Annotated in this window: 4 protein-coding genes; all 4 read right to left on the reverse strand. The window is 65.3% G+C overall.

Features of this window, described 5'->3' with window-relative positions; translation table 11 throughout:
- Positions 1-392: TspO/MBR family protein (locus RMO25_RS02695; RefSeq protein ID WP_309661068.1), on the reverse strand; the 392-nt coding region annotated here is incomplete at its 3' end.
- Positions 385-1,122, reverse strand: coding sequence for a TlyA family RNA methyltransferase (locus tag RMO25_RS02700; RefSeq protein WP_309661069.1), 738 nt, complete (start codon positions 1,120-1,122; stop codon positions 385-387). The genes RMO25_RS02695 and RMO25_RS02700, both read right to left, overlap by 8 nt.
- Positions 1,123-1,136: 14 nt before the next feature.
- On the reverse strand, positions 1,137-1,607 hold the full coding sequence (locus tag RMO25_RS02705; protein WP_309661070.1) for a nuclear transport factor 2 family protein: 471 nt from the start codon (positions 1,605-1,607) through the stop codon (positions 1,137-1,139).
- Positions 1,607-2,452: carboxyl transferase domain-containing protein (locus tag RMO25_RS02710; protein WP_309661071.1), on the reverse strand; the 846-nt coding region annotated here is incomplete at its 5' end. The genes RMO25_RS02705 and RMO25_RS02710, both read right to left, overlap by 1 nt.

The raw sequence follows: 2,452 nt of genomic DNA on the forward strand, positions 1-2,452 counted from the left end.
ATGCGGAAGAATTGCCCGCCGGCCGACGCGGCAATCGCCAGCATCACGAAAATCACGATCGCCGCCAGCCGGATGTCGTGGCCGGCGAAGAAGATCGGCGACCAGGCGAAATTGAGCGCTAGCTGGACGAAGAACAGCACCAAAGCAGTGCGCCGCCGGTCGGACGGCGGCTCGGCGAGGATCATCGCCAGGGCCAGCCCGAGCAGGATGTAGAGAATGGTCCACGCGACCCCGAACAGCCAGCCGGGCGGCATGAAAATGGGCTTCACCAGCGCGGCGAACCAGCTATTGTCGTAACCGCTGTTCGAAAGCCACCCGCTGGCCGACCCCAGAAGGACGATTGCCGGCACGGTAATGAGCGCGATCCGCTGCCAATTTCGACCTTCAACCATGCTTCACTGCCCCCAATAGAAATTCCTTATTGCCTTCGGGCCCGGTGATCGGGCTTTCGGTCACTCCCAATACGCGCCAGCCCTGCGAAACGACCCATTCGGCGGCCGCATCGCAAACGCGCTGGTGGACCGTAGGGTCGCGCACCACCCCGCCCTTGCCGACCTCGTCCCGCCCCGCCTCGAACTGCGGCTTGACCAGCGCCACCATTCTCGCGCCGGGTTTGGCCAGCCCAAGCGCCGGCCCCAACACCTTCGCCAAGCCGATGAAGCTCGCGTCGCACACTACCACATTGACCAGCTCGGGGACGATCGTGGCGTCGAGATAACGCGCGTTGGTCTGCTCGTGGACGATCACCCGCGGGTCCTGCCGCAGCTTCCACGCCAACTGGTTGGTGCCGACGTCGACTGCATAGATCTTGGCCGCGCCGCGGCTCAGCAGCACGTCGGTGAACCCGCCCGTCGAAGAGCCGACATCGAGTGCCACCGCGCCCGTCACATCGAACCCGAAATGGGTCAGTCCATGGTCAAGCTTGACGCCCCCGCGCGACACCCACGGATGGTCGCGCCCCTTGACCTCCAGCGGCGCATCCTCGGGCAACAAATCACCCGCCTTGGCGACGCGCCGGTCACCCGAGTAGACGGAGCCGGCGAGGATCAGCGCCTGAGCTTTGGTGCGGCTCTCCGCAAGCTCACGCGCAACAAGCAATTGGTCAGCTCTAATCTTGGTCATTCAGGCGATGCGGATCATTCTGCCGGGCAGCCGGTCACGCGCGACGAGAAGGTCAGGTTCATGACCTTCCACACGCCATTGTCCCGCACCAGGTCGAAATGGTCGGTGCCGCAATTGGTGACCTTGCCGCCGACGCGAACAACAAACGGCGCCCAGACCATGGCGATATCGCCATCGACTTCGATCGCCGGGTCGCTGATGGTTTCCGTAAATCGGCCGTCGGGCGTCACACGCTGTGCGAACTCGGTCCAACTCTGTTGGCGAAGGCCGCTGCCGCTGGCGCGCGTGCCGGTCGCCGTCACCCGGCCGTCAGAATAGACGAGCCGCAGCATCGCCGCGGAATCCCCCGCCGCGAACGCCGCAAGCAATTGCTGGATAGGCGCCATCACATCGGCGCTCTCGAAGTCGGGCGACGGAATCGGTTGGGCCGGGGGGAGTTGGCCGGAGGAAACTTGGGCGGCGAGAAGGAAAGTGAAAATCATCATCACATCCGGAACACGCCGAACTGCGGCCTTTCCGGGATCGGCGCATTGAGGCAGGCGGCGAAGGCCAGGCCGAGCACGTCGCGGGTCTGGGCGGGGTCGATGATGCCGTCGTCCCACAGCCGCGAGGTGGCGTGCCACGGGTTGCCCTGCGCTTCATAATCCTCGCGGATCGGTTGCTTGAAGGCTTCGGCCTGCTTGGCCGTCCATTTGTCGGCGTCGCGGTGGACCGTCGCCAGCACCGACGCCGCTTGCTCACCGCCCATCACGCTGATGCGGCTGTTGGGCCAGGTGAACAGGAAGCGTGGGCTGTAGGCCCGCCCGGCCATGCCGTAATTGCCGGCGCCGAAGCTGCCGCCGATCAGTACGGTGATTTTTGGCACCTGCGCGGTGGCGACCGCAGTGACCAGCTTTGCGCCGTGCTTGGCGATCCCTTCCGCCTCATACTTCCCGCCGACCATGAAGCCCGAGATATTCTGCAGGAACAGCAAGGGGATGCGGCGCTGGCACGCCAGCTCGATGAAGTGCGCGCCCTTGACCGCGCTCTCGGAGAACAGGACCCCGTTGTTGGCGAGGATCGCCACCGGCATCCCCCAGATATGGGCGAAGCCGCACACCAACGTGCTGCCGTACAACGCCTTGAACTCGTGCAGCTCGGACCCGTCGACAATCCGCGCGATCAGCTCGCGGACGTCAAAGGGTTCGCGCACGTCGGCCGGGATCAGGCCGTAGAGCTCTTCGGCGTCGTGCAGCGGCGGCCTTGGCTCGCGCAGCTCTACGCGAGCCCCCTCCTCCGCGCCGAGCGTGCTGACGATGTCGCGGACGATGGTCAGCGCATGCTCGTCATT

The organism is Sphingomonas sp. (assembly GCF_031361285.1).
GTDB lineage: Bacteria > Pseudomonadota > Alphaproteobacteria > Sphingomonadales > Sphingomonadaceae > Sphingomicrobium.